This is a genomic window from Okeania sp. SIO2B3 (assembly GCF_010672525.1).
Taxonomy (GTDB): Bacteria; Cyanobacteriota; Cyanobacteriia; order Cyanobacteriales; family Microcoleaceae; genus Okeania.
Genome location: NZ_JAAHGH010000016.1, coordinates 1 through 19,325, shown reverse-complemented (window position 1 = coordinate 19,325; position 19,325 = coordinate 1). Strand labels below are relative to the sequence as shown.

General features: G+C 36.2%; 15 protein-coding genes and 1 pseudogene. 10 read left to right on the top strand and 6 right to left on the bottom strand.

The window, feature by feature from the left end; translation table 11 throughout:
* Positions 1–42 precede the first annotated feature (42 nt).
* Positions 43–768, top strand: a complete 726-nt coding sequence (locus F6K15_RS15215) for a hypothetical protein (RefSeq protein WP_293062051.1) — start codon at positions 43–45, stop codon at positions 766–768.
* Between the two features lie 212 nt (positions 769–980).
* Here the strand turns inward: F6K15_RS15215 and F6K15_RS15210 are convergent, their stop codons facing one another.
* Together F6K15_RS15210 and F6K15_RS15205 are read right to left on the bottom strand one after the other, a co-directional pair.
* The gene (locus tag F6K15_RS15210) at positions 981–1,316 is read right to left on the bottom strand and encodes a hypothetical protein (protein WP_293062050.1); all 336 of its coding nucleotides are present in this window, start codon (positions 1,314–1,316) and stop codon (positions 981–983) included.
* A complete protein-coding gene (locus tag F6K15_RS15205; RefSeq protein ID WP_293062049.1) occupies positions 1,313–2,578 on the bottom strand; it encodes a transposase in 1,266 nt (421 codons plus the stop codon). Before F6K15_RS15205 ends, F6K15_RS15210 begins: the two co-directional genes overlap by 4 nt.
* A gap of 776 nt (positions 2,579–3,354) precedes the next feature.
* Here F6K15_RS15205 and htpG point away from each other — a divergent pair.
* The 5 genes and pseudogenes from htpG to F6K15_RS15180 form a co-directional block, all read left to right on the top strand.
* Entirely contained in the window at positions 3,355–5,364 is a 2,010-nt protein-coding gene (htpG, locus tag F6K15_RS15200) for a molecular chaperone HtpG (RefSeq protein WP_293062047.1), read from the top strand.
* A gap of 755 nt (positions 5,365–6,119) precedes the next feature.
* A complete protein-coding gene (gene rpmB, locus F6K15_RS15195) occupies positions 6,120–6,356 on the top strand; it encodes a 50S ribosomal protein L28 (protein WP_124144621.1) in 237 nt (78 codons plus the stop codon).
* Positions 6,357–7,240: 884 nt separating this feature from the next.
* Positions 7,241–8,254: a hormogonium polysaccharide biosynthesis glycosyltransferase HpsE gene (gene hpsE / locus F6K15_RS15190; RefSeq protein ID WP_293062043.1), complete on the top strand. Its 1,014-nt coding sequence runs from the start codon at positions 7,241–7,243 to the stop codon at positions 8,252–8,254.
* A gap of 550 nt (positions 8,255–8,804) precedes the next feature.
* Entirely contained in the window at positions 8,805–8,942 is a 138-nt protein-coding gene (locus F6K15_RS15185; protein WP_293062041.1) for a hypothetical protein, read from the top strand.
* A 101-nt stretch (positions 8,943–9,043) separates the two neighbouring features.
* Positions 9,044–9,555: pseudogene (locus F6K15_RS15180) on the top strand (RNA-guided endonuclease InsQ/TnpB family protein); the annotation flags it as partial.
* 9 nt (positions 9,556–9,564) lie between these two features.
* Here the strand turns inward: F6K15_RS15180 and F6K15_RS38365 are convergent.
* The 3 genes from F6K15_RS38365 to F6K15_RS15165 form a co-directional block, all read right to left on the bottom strand.
* The gene (locus F6K15_RS38365; protein WP_363268017.1) at positions 9,565–10,818 is read right to left on the bottom strand and encodes a glycosyltransferase; all 1,254 of its coding nucleotides are present in this window, start codon (positions 10,816–10,818) and stop codon (positions 9,565–9,567) included.
* 28 nt (positions 10,819–10,846) lie between these two features.
* A complete protein-coding gene (locus F6K15_RS15170; protein ID WP_293062040.1) occupies positions 10,847–11,809 on the bottom strand; it encodes a sulfotransferase in 963 nt (320 codons plus the stop codon).
* 501 nt (positions 11,810–12,310) lie between these two features.
* Positions 12,311–13,222 carry a sulfotransferase gene (locus F6K15_RS15165; RefSeq protein WP_293062038.1) on the bottom strand — a complete coding sequence of 304 codons (912 nt, stop codon included), beginning with the start codon at positions 13,220–13,222 and terminating at the stop codon, positions 12,311–12,313.
* 280 nt (positions 13,223–13,502) lie between these two features.
* Between F6K15_RS15165 and hpsE (F6K15_RS15160) the strand changes: the two genes are divergently transcribed.
* The 4 genes from hpsE (F6K15_RS15160) to F6K15_RS15145 all read left to right on the top strand — a co-directional run bounded on the left by hpsE (F6K15_RS15160) (position 13,503) and on the right by F6K15_RS15145 (position 18,945).
* Positions 13,503–14,495 (top strand): hormogonium polysaccharide biosynthesis glycosyltransferase HpsE, encoded by a 993-nt coding sequence (gene hpsE / locus F6K15_RS15160; RefSeq protein WP_363268015.1) that lies wholly within the window; start codon positions 13,503–13,505, stop codon positions 14,493–14,495.
* Positions 14,496–14,505: 10 nt separating this feature from the next.
* Positions 14,506–15,609, top strand: a complete 1,104-nt coding sequence (locus tag F6K15_RS15155; RefSeq protein ID WP_293062037.1) for a glycosyltransferase — start codon at positions 14,506–14,508, stop codon at positions 15,607–15,609.
* 177 nt (positions 15,610–15,786) lie between these two features.
* Positions 15,787–17,130: a phenylacetate--CoA ligase family protein gene (locus F6K15_RS15150; RefSeq protein WP_293062035.1), complete on the top strand. Its 1,344-nt coding sequence runs from the start codon at positions 15,787–15,789 to the stop codon at positions 17,128–17,130.
* A gap of 3 nt (positions 17,131–17,133) precedes the next feature.
* The gene (locus F6K15_RS15145; protein ID WP_293062034.1) at positions 17,134–18,945 is read left to right on the top strand and encodes a hypothetical protein; all 1,812 of its coding nucleotides are present in this window, start codon (positions 17,134–17,136) and stop codon (positions 18,943–18,945) included.
* Between the two features lie 106 nt (positions 18,946–19,051).
* On the opposite strand, the gene F6K15_RS15140 is transcribed toward F6K15_RS15145, so the two are convergent.
* Positions 19,052–19,325, bottom strand: a 274-nt coding sequence (locus F6K15_RS15140) for a hypothetical protein (RefSeq protein ID WP_293062032.1), incomplete at its 5' end; no start/stop codon positions are given.

Here is a 19,325-nt window from a genome sequence, read left to right as displayed (position 1 = left end):
TATAGAAATGACGAGACAGAAAAAGGTTGGTATTTACAAATTATGGCTCGTTATAAGTACAAAATTAGTAAAGCAGAATCTAATTTAACTCAAAAGAGTGCTTGGAAAAAGAACGAGGGGCTTCTTAAACCAAAAGAAGGGATTAATTATACAAAATTGAGCTATATAAATGAAAATAGGATTAAAAGAATTAAGGATTGGATATCTAAACAGAAAACCTACGAAGAACTTATGTTGACTGTAGACGATATTCTAGGAAATTTGAGTTTTGGTATAGAAGCACCAAAGTTTGAGAAAGCACTTCAAGATTTAGGCAGTGCTATAGGTTTTTTGAGTGAAAGACCAGAGAAAAAGTATAAAACAGGCCCTGATAATCTCTGGTGTGTTTCTAAAGATTATTATTTTATATTTGAGTGTAAAAGTGAAGTTGAAGACTCACGGAGCGAAATATATAAATCTGAAACAGGTCAGATGAATAACCACTGCGGTTGGTTTGACAAAGAATACAAAACAGACCAAGTAAAAAGAATATTAATTATTCCTACTAAAGATGTATCCCATAAAGGAAACTTTACTCATCATGTTGAGATTATGAGAAAAGGAAAACTCAAACATTTGAGAGATAACGTAAAGTCTTTTTTTAAAGAGTTTAAAGATTATCAACTTGATGAAATTAGTGATTCTAAGATTCAAGAATGGATTCAATTTCATAAGCTGGATATTGAATCTTTAAAAAGTGAGTATTCTGAGGACTATTATCAAAAATAATAAAAACGGAAAAAGCAAGGTTATGAAAAACGTGAGACATCATAGCCGGATTAGATATCAACTGTTTGTCATGCTTGGTATAAGTAGGGTTTGCAAAATTAATTACACATTCTGGCAATCCTCTATTGCATCAGTACTTTCCTCAATTAGGAAATTTATTTTGCACGACTACTTACAATACTCAAATCTTGAGTAAAGTTTTAAGATGTAATTTAAATAGAATTGCTACATAACTCATCAATATTAATCTTATTAATCTTCCACATATCCTCTTCTTCCCACATCCACCTACTATCAACTCTACAGACTTTGCCATCAAAATCAAACACTGTCGCTGTTGCCAAAGTCTCAATCCAAACCGTAGCACCACAAGTGTGAGGTTTTTCCGGCCGATAAACAATTAGACAAGGACCGTGAATCTCAATTTCGTGACCTGTAGCTAAATTCTTGCTGCCCCGTTTTGCAGAAACCACATCAAGATTGGTATTTTCCTCTCTTTGATTGATGCCAATATTAGGGCGAGTGACATCCTCCCGGCGCTGAATCAATAGATAAAGCGCGGGCTTCCAACATCACTGTTAGATATTGCTGCCCGACGCCACTTGTCTAGGCAAAAAGCCCCCGACAGCCCGACTTGACAGCCAATTTCTTTCCCCCAGAGTCCCTGGGTACTAAGTGCTTCGTAGCCTCGGTTACAGATTTCCTGAGCTGAGGCTATGTCGCGATCGACCTCATACTTACATTCTGGGCAGCTATGCCATCTATCAGACAGTTCTTTCGGAGTTTCAATTCGGCAGTTTGGGCAGGTTTGAGATGTCCCCTTGTGGTCTACTTCGGCGACATATACCCCTCGCTTTTTTCCCACATAAGAAAGAATACTCCGAAACTGCCCAAAAGCCGCATCAATCGTGTGTTTGCCAAGAAATCCTTTTGCCATAACTCGGAAATCAATATCCTCAACGAAGATTGTTCCGGCCATGTCACACAATTTGTGAGCTAACTTGAACTGATAGTCTTTGCGCTTGAAACCGATATGATTGTGCTGCTTTTCTACTTTAATCCTGGCTTTTTCATAGTTAGCAGAACGTTTTTTCTTCTTCGACAATCTGCGTTGTAGCACTTTCAGCCGACGATGCTCTGTTGCAAAGAATTTGCGTCCTGGTTCTGTAAAGCCGTCACTGGTTGCCAGATAACTGTTCAATCCGATATCTATTCCCACGAAATGACCATGAGGCTCTGGTTCTGGTATAGAAATATCAGATTGAATGGCAATAACAGCAAACCACCCCATTGCCTTTTTGAGAATTCTGACTTGTTTGACAACAAACCCGTCAGGGATTGGTCGATGCAAGTTGATTTGTACTTTCCCTAATTTGGGTAACTTGATTTGCCACCCTGTAATTGGGTTGGTGGAAAACTGAGGGAAAAGTATCGACTTCATTTGTCCATACTTTTTGTACCTAGGAAATCCGTAACCTCTATTCTGGAAAAAGTCCCAAGCATCGTGCAATCTCCTGATGGTTGTTTGCAGAACCTGAGAGGGAACTGCTGCTAAACTAGGAAACTCTTTTTTAGCTTTGGGGAGTTTGTTTTGCTGTTGCTGATACCCAGGGAATGGATAATCGGCGATCATTATATACTCTGACTCCAAGCTACACCTATCTACTGGACACTTTCTAGAAGCAATCCAGTCTTTCAGTTCCCTGAGCGCGTAGTTGTAAGCTACTCGACAAGTTTCGAGCCATTCGTTGAGCAACTCGACTTGTTTTTGATCGGGGTAAATGCGATAGGTGTAGTTTAGATTCAGCATGAAAAGAATCTTACCACAAAAAACAGATTGTAGTAACTGCTAATTTTACCGGGTTTGACCGGATAAAATTAGCTTGGGGGAGTCCATGTATCCCGGCGCTAATTATGCGCGAATATAGCGCGGGACTTATAGCTCCCCCAAACCCCCTCAAAAGTTAAATTTATTGCTTATGAACCTGTATCGGAGGTAGTTCAACAATGAATAATATATATAGATATAGTAAGTTAATTCAAAAACTATTGAAAGAATCTGCTCTCTATAAACCACTCAATCAAATATAATCACAATTTGTTTTTGATACAGAAAACCATAACTATTAAATTGTAAATATAGGTTAGCAAAATCAATTTCTAGTTTATGGATATATTCTACATTTAGATATCAAATAGGAAAATTTTTGGATTAATCAGAATACAATTGAATAGGCCTACTTTTTATAATATATGTAATTAATATAAATTGTTTATCTTGATTATTTATTGATTTATTGATTTTTCTTCCTTCTTTACCCTCACTATTGTGGTATGCCTTGATCGCCCTTGATATTAATATTACAACTGCTTAGGTAGTGAAATCCGAATCAGATGTTTGGTGCAATCCCTGTTTAAAAAAAAGACTCAATAAATCACAATCATTAAATAGTATTGAGCAATAAGTCTCGGGGTAAATGGCCAGAATATTTCTCTGATTTTATATCTATCAAGAGAACACAAACCTGAATAACTACCTTAATGCTCAAGTAAAATTAATTCCCATAGATAAAAGAGATAAACATTATGAGTACAACCCTAGAAAAAGGTAAGATCAGTATCCATACTGAAAATATCTTCCCAATTATTAAAAAATCTCTCTATACTGACCATGAAATTTTCTTAAGAGAATTAGTTTCTAATGGTGTAGATGCTATTGCCAAACTTAAAATGGTGGCTCGAACTGGAGAGTATAGTGGTGATGTTACTAATCCAGAAATAGAAATTAAAATAGACAAAGAAAATCAAACTCTTTCGATTACTGATAATGGTATCGGTATGACCGCCGATGAAATCAAAAAATATATTAATCAAGTTGCTTTCTCCAGTGCAGAAGAGTTTATAGAAAAGTATAAAGGTGGCGATGAGGACGCAATTATTGGTCATTTTGGTTTGGGCTTTTACTCCTCCTTCATGGTTGCTAAAAAAGTAGAAATTGATACCCTTTCCTATCAAGAAGGTGCTGAAGCTGTTCATTGGAGTTGTGACGGTTCTCCAGAATTTGAATTATCAGATTCTCCCCGTACAGAAAGAGGTACAACTATTACCTTAACTCTCCAAGATGAAGAACAAGAATATCTTGAAACTACTCGAATTCAACAGTTGATTAAAACCTACTGTGATTTTATGCCAGTGGCAATAAAATTTGAAGAAGAAGTAGTTAATAAACACAAAGCAATCTGGCGAGAATCTACTCAAAATGTTACTCAAGAAGACTACCTAGAACTATATCGTCATCTTTATCCTTTCCAGGAAGAACCTCTATTATGGGTGCATCTAAATACTGACTATCCTTTTATTGTTAATGGAATTCTTTATTTTCCTAAATTAAAACCAGATGTAGATGTTACCCAAGGTAATATCAAACTATTCTGTAATCAAGTATTTGTTACCGACCATTGTGAAGAAATTATTCCTAAATTTTTAATGCCTTTACGAGGAGTAATTGATAGTACAGATATTCCTCTCAACGTCTCTCGTAGTTCCCTGTTAAGTAATCGAACTGTCAGAAGAATCGCTGATTATATAGCAAAAAAAGTAGGCGATCGCCTGAAAGAAATTTATCGCGATGAAAAAGATAAATATATCAGTTGTTGGCAAGATGTAGGTACATTTGTTAAGTTTGGTGCATTGAATGACGATAAGTTTAAAAAGCAAGTAGAAGACATCATAATTTTCCGCACTACAGCCAAACTTAACCCAACTGAAACAACTGAAACTGAAGCAAAACCAGCAGTAGAAGTACAAGCAGAAGGAGAAGATGTTTGGCAAGAAGTAACTCCAGAAACTTCTGATGCTAAAAACACTGATGAACAAGGTTTTTATTACACCACTCTCAAAGAATATTTAGAACGTAATAAAGAACGCCATGAAAACCGAGTCTATTATTGTACTGAACCTGCATCTCAAGCAACTTATGTAGAGCTGCACAAAAATCAAGGTTTAGAAGTTTTATTTCTCGACTCTTTTATCGATACCCACTTTATTAGTTTTCTAGAAAGAGAATATCAAGATGTTAAATTCTCTAGGGTAGATTCCGATCTAGATGAAACATTAATTGACAAGGAAAATCAATCAGAAATAGTCGATCCAGCTACCAATAAAACTCGCAGCGAACAAATTAAAGAACTATTTGAAAAAGCGCTGAATAAACCCAAAATAAACGTTAAAGCTCAAGCATTAAAATCAGAAGATGCCAAAACCACCCCACCAGCAATGGTATTGTTGCCAGAAGCTATGCGACGCTTAAGGGATATGACTGCTATGTTGCAGCAGGAAAAATCAGAATTTCCAGAAGACCATGTTTTAGTGGTGAATACAGCTCACCCACTGATTCAGAATCTGGCCAATCTCAGTCAAGGTAGTATTATTCAAGGCAGTGGGGAGTCTCCATCGGCAGAATTGGCCAAACAAATCTGTCATCATGTTTATGATTTAGCTTTAATGGCACAAAAAGGTTTTGATGCTGAGGGTATGAAAGAATTTGTCGAAAGGTCTAATCAGGTCTTGACTCAGTTAACTGAAAAAGTAATTTGATCGAATTAACTTGAAGGAAGAAGGTTGATTAACTTTTTTTACCTTATTCCTTCTTAATTCCTTGCTTTAACAAAATTGACAGCTTATCCTCACCTAAAAATGTCTGATTTTAGGTTTGGATAAGCTGTTTCAAATTTGAATTAATTTTGTACAGATACTTAGCTATATATTGACATCCTCCCGACGTTCCGCATGGCGCGACAACGCGGGATTCCTAAACCTCGCGGCCTAGGACTTTCTGCTTCGCTCCGCACCTACCTCCGAGGCCAAACCTCTTTCTGGTCTTACAGTCGCTCCACAGACTGAAACTGCTAGCCCAGCAGCCTAATTCTATTTAGAATAGTATACCCTTGGAAGAACCGCTCTTATTGATTGGTTTTCCCATGCGATGATACCCTTCGGGAGAGCGCGGGTCTTCTGCCAACATTAGATAAATAGGTTTTGACATCCTCCCCGGCTGTTAGGCGCGGGGATTCCTACTGAGCCGTAGCTCCTCGGCAGGTTGACGCTTTGCGCTCGGCATAGATCCGCTAACACAGGGTGCTGAACCCACCCCTCTTGCTCCCCTCCAGGGAGGGGATGGGGGTGGGTTACGCTTCCCTCCACATCCGCGCACGAGTTTCCGAGTGCCCCCCGGCAACTAATAACACCGTAGCATATATTCAATTCACTTGTATGCTAAAATAAAAAATCGCCCTACAAGGGCGAGGCTTTAAACCCAATTTTTCGGTAAAAAAAATCTAGGTAGACAAATCATGGGTCGTAAATGTCAATTGACTGGAAAGAAAGCTAATAATGGCTATGCAGTTTCCCACTCTCATATCCGCACCCACAAGTTACAGCAAGCAAATCTCCAATGGAAGAGAGTTTGGTGGCCTCAAGGTAATCGTTGGGTCAAACTACGACTATCGACTAAAGCAATTAAAACTTTAGAAAACAAAGGTATACAAGCTATGGCTAAGGCCGCTGGCATTAACTTGAATAAGTGCTGATATATTTTTCTTTATACTCCTCTTATTTAGCCCTCTTCTCATTAACTGTAGAATAGGGCTATTTATTTATTTTTTTCTGATTTTTTCCGGATTCTTTTTAATCGAGCTGTATTCTTGAATTTAATAGCTTTGTTTAAGCCTATGAATTTAAGGAGTCTGAGCATAAAATTTTCAAATAGGATTTATATGATTGTTTGTTTGTCAACTAAAAAATTAAAGAGTAATTACTGCTCAGGATTTCCAATTTTTGGATCTTGGCAAAAAGCTTTCAAGAGTATTAAGTTTATAGAACCCATTTGAGATCTATAAAAATATAGGGAGTCGGTTAGATCGGAGCATTTTTCAGTGGTGGTGTATTTTTATTAGTCGTGCATTGTCATTATTTTTGTGACGTATGGCAGTTAGACCATCTTGCTTCCATTCCAAGCATCCCTTGTTCTTTTGTACCATTACGCAAGGAGAACTACCCATCTTTATCTACCTTTTTCCCTAATTGTTTAAATGAATCTCTTGAGTTATGACTCGGTTCTCCTGACTCTAGTCGCTAAAAGCACATACCACGTTCAAAGATACTACTCAGAAATTTTAAACTTTTCTTCAAAAGATACCAAATGGCTTCTATACAAGTCTATCAAAATTTACTTTCGCGATGCAGCCCTAAATATAATTTCTGGATAGTTTTGGGAAGTTTTTCTTTGTCTATTATCTTATACGCCTCTGAAATTTTTACTGGTTTACTTTATTTGTATAAACAACCTCTAAATCCTTATTTTTTCCTGGAAAATTTGGTAATACATTAGTAAGTTACGGAAAAATACTGTTGGCTAATGACAAAAATATTGAGTATATTTTATATAGCTAGGGTGAAAAAAAAGTAAATTATTATGACTAACTTTACTATCGCAATTCCTACTTATAACGGAGCTGAACGATTACCATTAGTTCTAAACAAGCTACGTTCTCAAATTGGAGTAGAAGGATTATCTTGGGAAATTATTGTTGTGGACAATAACAGCACAGATAATACGAAAAAAGTTGTTAGAGAATATCAAAAATACTGGCCTCGAAAAATCACATTAAGATACTGTTATGAAGCAAAAAAAGGTGCAGGATTCGCCCGAAAAAAAGCAGTAGAATTAGCAAATTCTCCTTTAATTGGTTTCTTGGATGATGATAATATTCCTGCACATAATTGGGTGGCAGCAGCTTATGAATTTGCTCAAAAATATCCAAAAGCAGGAGCTTATGCTAGTCAAATTCATGGAGATTTTGCCGGAGAACTACCACCTAATTTTGACCGAATTAAATCATTTTTTGCCATCACTGAAAGAGGAGAGCAACCATTATTATATCAACCAGCAATTAAGGTTATACCTCCTTCCGCTGGATTAGTAGTTCGTCGGGAAGCATGGTTAGAAAGTGTTCCAGAACAATGCATATTAAGTGGTAGAATACCAGGTTCAATGTTGACTGGTGAAGATACGGAAACTATTAGTTATATTCAAAAAGCAGGCTGGGAAATTTGGTATAATCCTGCAATGGAAGTAATTCACAAAATTCCTCAATATCGAACACAAAAAGATTATCTAATTAAATTTTTCCGTGGTATTGGTTTGAGTCGCTATGTAACTCGAATGTTAAATGTAAAACCATGGTTAAAACCATTGGTTTTGTTAGCTTATATGGCAAATGATACTCGGAAAATTATCCGCCATTTACTTAAATATAATCTAAAGTTACGAACAGATGTAGTAGCAGCTTGTGAATTGGAATTATATATCAATAGCTTGAAAAGTCCTTTCTATTTGTGGAAGAATGGCTATTTGAATAAAGTTGAAACAGACTATACTTCAGTAGGAAAATCTCAAGTAAGTTTCGGTGGGATTGATTGTCGGTAATTTTGATGAAAATTATTGCTTGGCCAGGGTTTAAAACTAAGTATAAAAAACCCTATAACTGGCTGTTATATTATCAGGTGGTGCAGCAAGGGCTAACAGTTACAGAGTTTTCTTTTAGCTGAATCGGCTGCCAATTGAATGGGTTCGATGCCCATTAAATTTGCAAATATCCTACCAGAAGCTTTCGCTCTAGTTGAAAAACTTGTATTATTATCTTGTATTATTATAAAGAATTAAACATACGAACTCATTGTTGCCCACACTGCGGTATTGTAATAGACCGCGACTTGTTTGCGTAGCATGACAAACGGAAATGCAGCGATAAATATCAAAAATAGGTCGGCAAGGCCCAGACGTCCTTAAAGCACGCGCTTGTCCGATGCAATGGCAGGACTGCGAAACGAGAAGCCCACACAATGCCCGCCAGCGAGCGTGTGGGAGTATGTCACCAAATTGCTACACCAATACTATGATATTTTTCACCTTCACTGGCCTACAGAAACTATCCTCCGTCATCCAAACCTAGTGGTAGCAGGTTTGCGGGCTTTATATGCTCCTTGCTATAGACTGGGTTAGAGCTAGAGGAACAAAAGTTATCTGGACAATTCACGACCAATATCCTCACAACCTCTTGCATCCTAAGTTGGCAAATCGGTTTCAGTCAGATTTCATCAAGCGGGTGGATTGATGTATTAGTCATTGCCAAGTAAGTAAAGAATTAGCAGAGTCAACTTTTCCTGGTTTCACACACAATATGTTAAAGTAGAAAAATTTTTTAGTAAGTTGTAGATGGTTGAAAAAGCGTACAAATTTAGGTTTTACCCAACTCCAGAACAGGAAAATCTGTTGCGGAGAACTTTGGGCTGTGTACGACTAATCTACAACAAGGCTTTAGCTGCTAGAACTCAAGCTTGGTATGAACAAAAGCAAAGAGTGAGCTATAAACAAACCTCAACTATGCTTACCTTGTGGAAAAAACAAGATGATTTGGATTTCCTAACTGAAGTAAGCAGTGTACCATTACAGCAAGGTCTCAGACATCTACAGACAGCTTTTACTAATTTTTTTAGTGGACGTGCCAAATATCCCAACTTTAAGAGAAAGCGTAATGGTGGTAGTTCTGAATTTACAAAGTCTGCATTTAAGTGGGTGGAAAGATGGTCAAGTCTCAGATCGCTAAATGTTTATCACCGTTACCTATTAGATGGAGTAGGCAACTACCAGAAAGCTCTGTACCAACTACAATCACAGTTAAACTTGACACCTCTGGTAGATGGTATGTGTCTTTGAGAGCCAATGATACCAGAGATTTAAGGATTTACTTTGAACTTAGTAGTTAGTTTCCCGTATACAAGCTTAATTGTATGACGAATCAGATTAATTCTAGGTTGTAAATTTTGCGAGTCAATCCCTTGTAACTGATGTGTTGCAAACTTTAAAATTTGATCGGCACGTCTGTCCCAAGTCAAAGTTTGAACCTTTTGAAAAGCCTTCTTAGCAAGACGTTTACTCAAGGTTCGATCTTTTAACAATTGAGCGATCGCTTCTTTCCAGGCTTTGGGTTCATCTGATTTAACTAGAAGTGCGGTTTCTCGATCTTCTACTGTTTGCATAATCGTTGGGAGAGCTGATGCAATAATTGGCCGGTTTGTGGCCATATAATCAAATAACTTCAGTGGTGATGTGGTTTGAGCTAGTGCCCAAGTTTGACTTGTGGGTAATAAAAAAATATCAGAGGCATATAAATATGTTGCAAGTTCAGATTGGGCGACATGACCTGTTAATTGAATATTTGTTAAATGTCTCTGTTGACAAGACAAACGCACTCTCTCAACATCTTTTTGCCAGCCACCCACCAAAAGAAACTGGCATTCGGGTAAAAGTTGAGCTATTTCTAGGATAGTAGGAATTCCTTTATAATCGTATAAATGTCCAGAATACACAACAATTTTTGCATCTTGTGGTAAGCCTAGTTTCTGGCGAGCTGCTGTCTTACTTTGAGCAGGTAAAAAAGTGCTAATATCTGCAGCACTAGGGCTAATAAACACTTTATTCGGATTTATTTTAGACTGGAGTAAAGAGTCCATTAAATAGGGTGACAAGGTGACAAAGCCGATTAAATAGTTAGAGGTCAGGAGTGGTACTAATGGAGAATTAGGCTGTATTGGTTCATGCCATTCCCACATTACAGGAATCCCAAATTTTGTCATTAAGCCTACAATCTCTGGGCTACGAGTATAAATCAAGGAGGGAAACTTCCAACAAGCATATAGAGCTGCAAGTCTAAAATATGAGTAGTTTCTATAAGATTTAGAAAAAGGATAATTTACTTGAATGTGCATAGGCAGACGGACTAGATTATAAGGTCTTTCCAAGCTATACCAGGCTTTAAAATCTTTATCCATTCCTCTGAAAGCCGAACAGATATCTCCACTGGTCACCAGTTCAAAATGCTTAATTTTTTGAGAAAAAGCTTGAGACATTTTTGCTGTCTGTACTGTATGTGCCCACAAGGAGGGTAAATTCCCTGTAGAAATGTAAATGAGTGACTCGAGGGTAGTCATATTAATTTCTCCAAGTTGTATAATATGATTAATATTGCTTAATGCCTGTCCAAATTAAAAACTCTTTGAGACAAACTTTTACATATAGAAATATTTTCCAGAACAAACCTAACATAGTAACAACTACTCTGGAATGGAGCAGCTCATAGCTTTCCAGAAGTAAATCTTGATGAGAAACTACTTCAAAAGCCAAAATTTCTCTATCTGATAAATCCTGCTGCCATGCCTCAATACGATCAACCAAAGGTTCTTTATGGATATTTTTATGTAAATCTTTGCCATAGCGATCAGGAATAGAATATTGATTATTAGTTTCAGAACTTTTGATTCCTAGAAATTGACATAAGGTTTTTACAGTTGCTTCTGGTTCCTGAATCATCTGCTCATATTGGACAATAGCCATCCGTCCAGGATAATTCTGATCGACTTCTCGAATTAATTTGAGAATTTTCGACCATTCTAATGCCGCTGAGTAGGGGTTGGTTTCAAAAGGTTTACCAGTTACAGAGTAAATACTATTTTTTTTGGAGTTAAAAACAGCTCTACCATCCCTAACAATACTAATAAACTTAGACTGGGGAAAGAGTTTATTTATTGTTCGATGTAGTTTTAAATAAGTTGATTTTTTGATACCAAATACTTTGGAATCTGGAAATTTTTTCTCCTTATATAAGGTACAAATTAGTAAAATAAAATCGCGTATTGATGTGGGAGAATTAAGCTGAATATACTTATATATTTCATCACAATCCAGATTCCAATCACTAAATTTTTGATCGCTAAATGTAATTTCTAAAATGTTTTCTAAATCTTGTTTATCTGTAATTATTTTCTGACGGTAATTCTGAATAATAGCGCTGATAAAATCACTTTCTGGTGCTATAGCAATCGGTGCAGACTTAACGAGTAAATTTGATAGGAAAGTGGAACCGGATCTAGAATCGTACACAAGCAAAAAAGGATCTTCTATTAGTGACTTGTTAATAGCCATAAATCACTCAATTTAAAACTTTGTAATGTATAGCTATTATACCATTTTTCAAAACAAGAAGAAAAAAAACTAGGTAATATCAAATTTGCTCGGGTTCGGTATAAAAAAATGTTTCATCTGAGGGCCAAAGCGCAAATCTTTCTAAATTCTCTAATACCTCCTGACTCGTGACTCCTAATTAACTATCTAATTAGGGCTTGCTGATTAAATCTAAAAGTCTTTATAGATAAAGGTAAGTGCCTTTTTGAGTATCAAAAAGTGCGAGGTTTTAAGTGGTAATGGTTCAATTTAGGAGCGGATTGTGGTCAGAAAAATCATTCTTACAATTCTTACTCCTACCTCCTCGCTCCCAAGCCATTTCTCCTGTCTCCTGTCTCCTGTCTCCTCCTACTAAAAGACTAGTGAAGCGCAAACCCTAATTATACAAATGCTACCGGATTCGATATAATACCCTTGTATTATTTGCATTAGTCTAAAGTTATGAAAAATTGTCTTTGATTGTTAATAGCGCTTGAGGGAATAACCAAAATATTCTAATTCATTTTTTGCTAGTACTGTACCTATCCACCATTCCCAAAAAGACAGTTTTTCAAGATATTTAATATCTTGCTTAATCGTTTGGTTTGGCTTCATTCGCATACGATTTCCTGAGATGTTATGATGCTTAAATTTATAAAATTCTAACTGACTTGGTTCAAAAATTAGATTCCATTTTTGCAAGATTTCGTTAATAGTATTTTCAGGAGAACTTACCAAATCTTCATATCTTAAAAGATGATAATTTGGCAAATGACCAAATTTCTTGTGGCATTTAAGATTAAAATAACTCCAATCTCGAATAGTGCTATAAAAATTGTACTTTTTGTACTTTCGGTCGAGAAGTTTATACTTGATTCTTAGGAATAGGTTTTGATTAACCTCTTCTAATTCAGACAATATTCTTTGATATTTAGACTTAGAACTAAAACCTACTGCACGACCATCCCTAATTAAGTGAATAATCTGAATTACAAATAAGTTAGACCTAAGAAAATTTTCAAGTCTAGGAATACTTTTAGAACTATCCACAAAAATAGATTTTCCTGATATATCAAGGATTGTTTTAATTAGCTGATAATTGTGTTTAGTAAAGTTATCTCCAAAAACATTAATTTTTTTAATAACTGATGGACTTAGTTTTGTTTTTACACTCTGCCAATACTGACAATGGTCGATTAAAGTACCACAAGTACAAATCCTATTTTTATTAGGAATATTAGAACTATCAGAAAGATAACTAGAAAGTTTGAAGATTTCCCCGACACTTTCAACACAACTATGAGATCCTAGAAGCAGATCGGTTAAGGTACTGCCACTATGACCAGAACTCAGGATATAAATTAGATTGACAGGAGAAACGTTATCTTGAAACATTTGATTTTCAAACTTGAGCCAGCTTACTTTGATTGAATGAAACTACTCTATTATATAGCGTTTCTGAATGGGATGTGGAAACCAAGTGCTATGCAAAAGGGAATAGGGAATATTAAAGAGGGTAAAACAGCATTAAATAGTAATAAAAACAAGAATATAATGGACTTAAAACAGCGTTTTTTTATTAGAAAAAAACTCAATCTATATTTACATCTCATTTGAAAACACTATATAGAGTTTTTAATTTTGGTTGTACAGAAAAATATCATAGTGAAAAATAATGTTAGACTTCACCGTTGCGATACCAACCTATAATGGAGCTACTAGATTACCCATAGTATTAGAGAAACTACGTTCGCAAATTAATACAGAGAATATTTCTTGGGAAGTAATTGTAGTTGACAATAATAGCAGTGATAATCTTACTCAAGTTGTTAATAGTTTTCAACATGAGTGGCCAGATCACATACCACTGAGATATTGTTTTGAAGCAGAACAAGGGTTAGCATTTGCTAGACAAAAAGCAATTGAAGAAGCTAATGGTAATTTTATCGGTTTTCTTGACGATGATAACTTACCAGAACCAGATTGGGTGATTGAAGCTGTTAAATTTGGTCAAGAACATCAAACAGCAGGTGCATATAGTGGTAAAATAATGGGCTATTTTGAAGCCGATCCTCCAGAAAAATTTGATACGATTCAAGCTTTTTTAGCTATTAGAAAACATGGTTCTGAAACCTGCTTATTTGAACCAGAAAAATTAAGGCTTCCTCCTGGTGCTGGATTAGTAGTTAGAAAGCAAGCATGGTCTGAAAATGTTCCTACTCGGTTAGCTTTGGTGGGAAGAGTTGGAAATTCAATCGTTGCGGGTGAAGACTATGAGGCTTTACTCTATTTACATAAAGGAGGGTGGAAAATTTGGTACAATCCAACTATGTGTATTCACCATAAAATTCCCAAGCACCGCTTAGAAAAAGAATATCTAATTCCTTTAGCAAAAGGTATAGGTTTAGCAACTTTTCAACTACTAATGATTAATGCTAAAAATTGGCAGAAACCCTTGATTTTTCTGAAGACTATACTAGGAAATATTAAACGAATTTTATTACTTTTAATTAAGAACAGGTTTCAGGTGAAAAAAAACTTAATTGCAGCATTCAAATTTGAATTTTTATGGGGAAGTTTGCTTAGTCCTTTTTATTATTTAAAAAAAATGGTGACAGGAAGCAAGCAAGTTATGATGAAAAAATACAAATCGTTCTCTCAGCAGTAGAGGCTAAAGTATGTCCACAACTCAAACCCATCTAGCTATACATATCCGCTTCTTATATGGTGGTGGTGCAGAGCGTGTACTCGTAAATTTAATGCCAGCTTTTATTCAACAAGGGGTAAAAGTAGATTTAGTGATGAATATGGCAGAAGGACCATATTTATTAGAAGTACCACCAGAAGTTAGAATTATTGACCTTAAGACTAAGAAAACTTTAGCAGGTCTTCCCAAGTTAGTGCGTTATCTACGGCAGGAACGCCCAAAAGTTTTGCTTTCCTTTTTGCATTATCCTAATGAAATAGCTATTTTGGCAAAGCTTTTGGCCTTTGTAAATACGCGAGTAATAGTTTCAGAACGTAATGCTTTATCAATGCACGCTGGAAATGAACCCAGTAGCGAGAAGTGGTCAACTATTAGTACAAAACTTTTATACCCTCTGGCAGATGGCATTCTCGCAAATTCTAACGGCGTAGCTCAAGATTTAGCTAATATTACTGGTATTTCTCCAAAGCGCATCAAAGTTATTTACAACCCCACTATTACTCCTGACATATTTGAAAAATCGCAACAAACTTTAGACCATCCTTGGTTTCAGCTAGGACAACCACCTGTAGTGCTTGGGGTCGGGAGATTAGATCCACAAAAAAACTTTTCAACTCTAATCAAAGCTTTTGCTAAAGTGCGTCAGACAAAGCCATGTCGCTTGATGATTTTGGGTAAGGGGCGTGAAAAAGTACAACTTCAAGCCTTAATTAAGGAATTAGATATAGAAAATGATGTAGCTTTACCAGGATTTGCTGATAACCCTTATCCCTACCTCAAAAAAGCAGCAGTATTTGTACTATCTTCTCTCTGGGAAGGCTTACCAAATGTATTGATAGAAGCATTAGCTTTAGGAACTCCTGTAATTTCTACGAATTGTCTTTGTGGCCCTGAAGAAATTCTCGATGGTGGTAAATATGGTTCCCTTGTACCAGTGGGAGATTATGAGGCTATAGCAAAGGAAATTTTAGATATATTATCAGGTAATTCTCGGCAAGTCGATTCAGCTTGGCTGGAACAATTTAAAGTAGAAAATGTTGCTCAACAATATCTCGAATTTTTAGGCTTAACTTAGGCTATATAGCAGAAGGAAGAAGAAAGAAGGAAGAAGGAAGAAGGAAAAATCTTACGTTGTCTGAGTTTTAAGCTGTCGATCTGTCTTAACCTTTCCTTCGACTAATACATTCAATCTCTGACTTGAGAAACACTATATTTTGCGGAAATTTTTCTGTTTTTTAAATATTCTTTTTTTATGATGGATATTCCTAGTCAAGTCTATGTTTCGGCACGCAAAATTTATAGAAAATTAACCTCTAAAAAGCTAGGTTTAAGGGAGGTTTTGTATGAGCAAATAATTAATGATTCTCCAGCAAGAACAAATAGTTATTTATCTGCATTACTAGAATATGCCACAGCACATATTCCCTACTACAAAAATTTAATCTCTAGTCACAGCTACAATAGTTCTAACTTTTCTGAATTGCCGATTTTAACTAAATCAATTATTCGGGAAAATTTTGACAATCTCAAGTCAGATGATTTGGCAAGTCGTGGTTATTATTTTAATAGTTCTGGTGGTTCCACAGGAAAACCATTACAAGTAATTCAAGATGCTGAATATGAAGAATGGCGAGAGGCTACAGAATTATTTTTTTATCGCCAATTTTTAGATATTGAACCAGTGGCTACTTCTCAAGTTATTTTGTGGGGTTCTCAAACAGACATTCAGCAGCAAACTAAGAAAAAGAATTTGACAAATAGACAAAAGTTATTAAGTATAATTCAGCCTCAGAAAACCTTCTTAAATTCTTTCAAAATGACAAATAAGGATTTGCATAGATATGTAGAGGTAATTAATCATAAAAAACCAAAATTAATTAAATCTTATGCAGGTTCTCTATATCAGTTAGCCAAATTTGTTAAAGAAAATAATTTATCAATTCACAGCCCAAAAAAAATATATACTTCTGCTGAAACTTTACGACAATTCATGCGAGAACTAATAGAAGATGTTTTTAACTGCAAAATTTACGACTTTTATGGTTCTAGAGAAGTAGGAGCGATCGCTGGTGAATGTGCAAAAGGAAAAATCCACATTTTTAATTTTAATAATTACTTAGAAGTTGTGGATAAAAATAATAAACCCGTACAGCCTGGAGAAGAAGGCAGAATTTTAATCACAACTTTACATAATTATTCTATGCCTTTAATTCGTTATGAAATTGGTGATACAGGAATTTTAGGTAAACCTTGTAATTGTGGTAGTAAATTACCGACTTTAGAAAAAATTACTGGTAGAGTCAAAGACCATTTTCTTACCAGAGAAGGAACCCTAGTAGATGGGGGATATTTTACTCGTCAATTTTATTTCAGAAATTGGATAGATGAATTTCAAGTATTACAAACAGAATTTGAAAAAATAGATATTTATTATGTGCCTATCGGTCAACCTGTGGAGGATGAAATGGCAGAAATTTGCGATAAAATTAAACAGGCTATGGGTGAAAAATGTGAGATAAAATGGCATCAAGTAGAAGAAGTACCCAGAACACCCCAAGGTAAGCTTCTTTATACTCGTAGTTTAGTGGAAATTTGAACAATGAAACTAGCAGGAATATTTGGAGAGAATTGTCAGCAACAGACAATAACATCAATGACTAATGCTCAAATTAGAGCGCAGTTAAACAAGTCAGAAATATTCAAAATTTCTGGTGGTTTTTTAGCAAAAATTACCACCGCTACAGGAACTACTGGTAATATCTCTCTACACCGAACAGGTACTACTAATAATCAGTTAATTATTGCCGGAATACCTATTTTTACTAATGGGAATTTAGAACAAAAATTAAATCAAATTGTCGAATTAGATTATCTGACCGCTGCTGAAGCATTAACAGAATTTGATGGAGCTTTTGCAGCTTTATATTGGGACCAAAAAGCAAATAAATTAGCGATCGTTACCGATATTCTGGGGATGCAGCCTCTGTATATGGCCAGGGTATCCGGCAAATTGTTGGTGGCCAGTGAAATTAAAGCGATCGCTGCTAGTGGATTAATAGATTTAGAAATGAACCCTGGTGCTTGGGGTGCTTTTGTAACCTTTGGTCATACCTTGGGCAATGATACTACTCTTGATCAAGTTAAGCGTGTACCTCCCGGTGCGATTTTGATTTATGACCATCGTAGCGATCGCCTGGAAGAAAAGCATTATTGGCATTGGCCCGAACCTCAACCTGAAAAAAGTTTGGCCGATGTAGATACGGGACAGATAATTGAGCTATTGGAACAGAATATCAAAGGTTATCTGGCTTATCACCAACCAGGAACAATATTATTAAGTGGTGGATTTGATTCTAGGTTATTGTTGGCCTTGCTTTATAAAATGGGTATTGATGCTCAGGCAGTTATTCTGACCCATGAGGATGAATTTTTTGGCGCTGATGGTATTTATGGGGAGTGGGTGGCTAAGAAGGTAGGGGTGTCGGTAAAAAGGATGTCTTCTGACCCAGATTTTTTCTCATCTCAGGCTTATTTGGATTATCTGGTGATGAATGAGGTGGCGACACCCAGTTTGTTTTTATTTATTTCTCAGGTATTGCAACATTTGGAGCCTAGTATGGGTGCTGTGTGGGAGGGATGTTATTTTGGAACAAACTTAAAAAGTAGTCAACCATTAGGTGGTTTCAGTGAATATCTAAACAATTGGATCAAACCTCCTGAGTCCTCAAAATGGCTTGCCATTAAACGTATTTTTCCCCTAAGACTGGCTCAAAATATATACGATAATTTTATTGATACTCTAGAAAATGAAAAATCCCTCTATGAAAACAATACCTATGGTGTAGCCGAATTTATCATGCGTAATCGAATACGTCACAGAATTGCGCCTAATCCTCTCCAAGTTTATACCAATGTATTACCTAATTTCACACCTGGACTTAGTAAAGATTTTTGTAATATAGTTGCCTCCCTTCCATTTGAAGTAAAAGGTAACTATCGGTTATATCTTCAAATATTCCAGAATCATTTTCCTGAACTACTCACAGTTCCATTTGTTTCTGGGGGAAAATTAGTACCTCCTCAAGCATTTTCCCCCTGGTATGATTTTTTTAATACAGCCTACAAACTTCAGTCTTCCGTTGCCAAAGTAAAATTGGGACGTGGTTTACTGCGACTTTTGAAAGTACCACTTCATCATCAATTTTTTAACCGTAGCAAATTCATAAATCAAGTCATTGCTATGGTAAACCCAGAACATCCAGACCTTAATCCTGATGGAGTTCTCCGTGTCCAGAAATTAATTAAGGCCAACCCCAAGAAATTTTCTGATGATATAGAACTTCTATTTTATTGGCAGATATGGCGTTGGTTGACTACTCCCCTGGCTGAAGCCGAGGGGATTCTAAGTTGATACTACGCAACACCGATAAATCCTTGTTGCTTCGTCTATTCTTAGCTGACCAAAGATATATTCTTTGGGGACAATTTCCGCGGTGCCCCTACACAGTCGGCGAAGGCTAATGCCTAGCGTTCTGCTTACTTTTTGTTAAAAAAAATAGCACAGCACAACTAAAGTTGTCTAGTCTAAACGACTCCCTTGTTTTCATTCCCCGGTTAAAACACCTATCCCTTATAAGGAACTCCTGAAACCCTTGTAGGAAGGTGGGGAAGAGGGGGAAGAGGGGGAAGAGGGGGAAGAGGGGGAAGAGGGGGAAGAGGGGGAAGAGGGGGAAGTAAGAATTTTGTCTACAGTCCTCACACTTGCGTGTATTTTTCAATACAATTTTCTCC

What these genes read in the sequence shown, in the direction of transcription:
- F6K15_RS15215 (WP_293062051.1), top strand. Translation starts at nt 43, where the DNA reads ATGGCTCGTTATAAGTACAAAATTAGTAAAGCAGAATCTAATTTAACT.
- F6K15_RS15205 (WP_293062049.1), bottom strand. Translation starts at nt 2,578, where the DNA reads ATGCTGAATCTAAACTACACCTATCGCATTTACCCCGATCAAAAACAA.
- htpG (WP_293062047.1), top strand. Translation starts at nt 3,355, where the DNA reads ATGAGTACAACCCTAGAAAAAGGTAAGATCAGTATCCATACTGAAAAT.
- rpmB (WP_124144621.1), top strand. Translation starts at nt 6,120, where the DNA reads ATGGGTCGTAAATGTCAATTGACTGGAAAGAAAGCTAATAATGGCTAT.
- hpsE (WP_293062043.1), top strand. Translation starts at nt 7,241, where the DNA reads ATGACTAACTTTACTATCGCAATTCCTACTTATAACGGAGCTGAACGA.
- F6K15_RS15185 (WP_293062041.1), top strand. Translation starts at nt 8,805, where the DNA reads ATGCTCCTTGCTATAGACTGGGTTAGAGCTAGAGGAACAAAAGTTATC.
- F6K15_RS38365 (WP_363268017.1), bottom strand. Translation starts at nt 10,818, where the DNA reads ATGACTACCCTCGAGTCACTCATTTACATTTCTACAGGGAATTTACCC.
- F6K15_RS15170 (WP_293062040.1), bottom strand. Translation starts at nt 11,809, where the DNA reads ATGGCTATTAACAAGTCACTAATAGAAGATCCTTTTTTGCTTGTGTAC.
- F6K15_RS15165 (WP_293062038.1), bottom strand. Translation starts at nt 13,222, where the DNA reads ATGTTTCAAGATAACGTTTCTCCTGTCAATCTAATTTATATCCTGAGT.
- hpsE (WP_363268015.1), top strand. Translation starts at nt 13,503, where the DNA reads ATGTTAGACTTCACCGTTGCGATACCAACCTATAATGGAGCTACTAGA.
- F6K15_RS15155 (WP_293062037.1), top strand. Translation starts at nt 14,506, where the DNA reads ATGTCCACAACTCAAACCCATCTAGCTATACATATCCGCTTCTTATAT.
- F6K15_RS15150 (WP_293062035.1), top strand. Translation starts at nt 15,787, where the DNA reads ATGATGGATATTCCTAGTCAAGTCTATGTTTCGGCACGCAAAATTTAT.
- F6K15_RS15145 (WP_293062034.1), top strand. Translation starts at nt 17,134, where the DNA reads ATGAAACTAGCAGGAATATTTGGAGAGAATTGTCAGCAACAGACAATA.